1 pseudogene is annotated in these 219 nt (G+C 64.8%); it reads right to left on the reverse strand.

What is annotated here, in order from left to right:
* Nucleotides 1–219 (reverse strand): annotated as a pseudogene (locus tag HUW62_RS48335) (hypothetical protein); the annotation flags it as partial.

The raw sequence follows: 219 nt of genomic DNA on the forward strand, positions 1-219 counted from the left end.
CCGCCAGCTCCTCGCGGAGCGACAGCAGGAACTTCGCGTCCTTCAGGAGCGCGACCCGATGCTCGGCGGTCTTCGCCGTCTCCTCGGATGGCTCCGCTACATTTTCCCGAGCGACACCTTGGGTTTGGATGCCCGCCAAAGTGAGTGTGAGGGGGCGTCGGACCCAGTCATCCGCAATCTTGCGGAACTCGCGGTGGAAGATGTCGCCGGCCAACTGGC

The organism is Myxococcus sp. AM011 (assembly GCF_013372595.1).
Taxonomy (GTDB): domain Bacteria; phylum Myxococcota; class Myxococcia; order Myxococcales; family Myxococcaceae; genus Myxococcus; species Myxococcus eversor.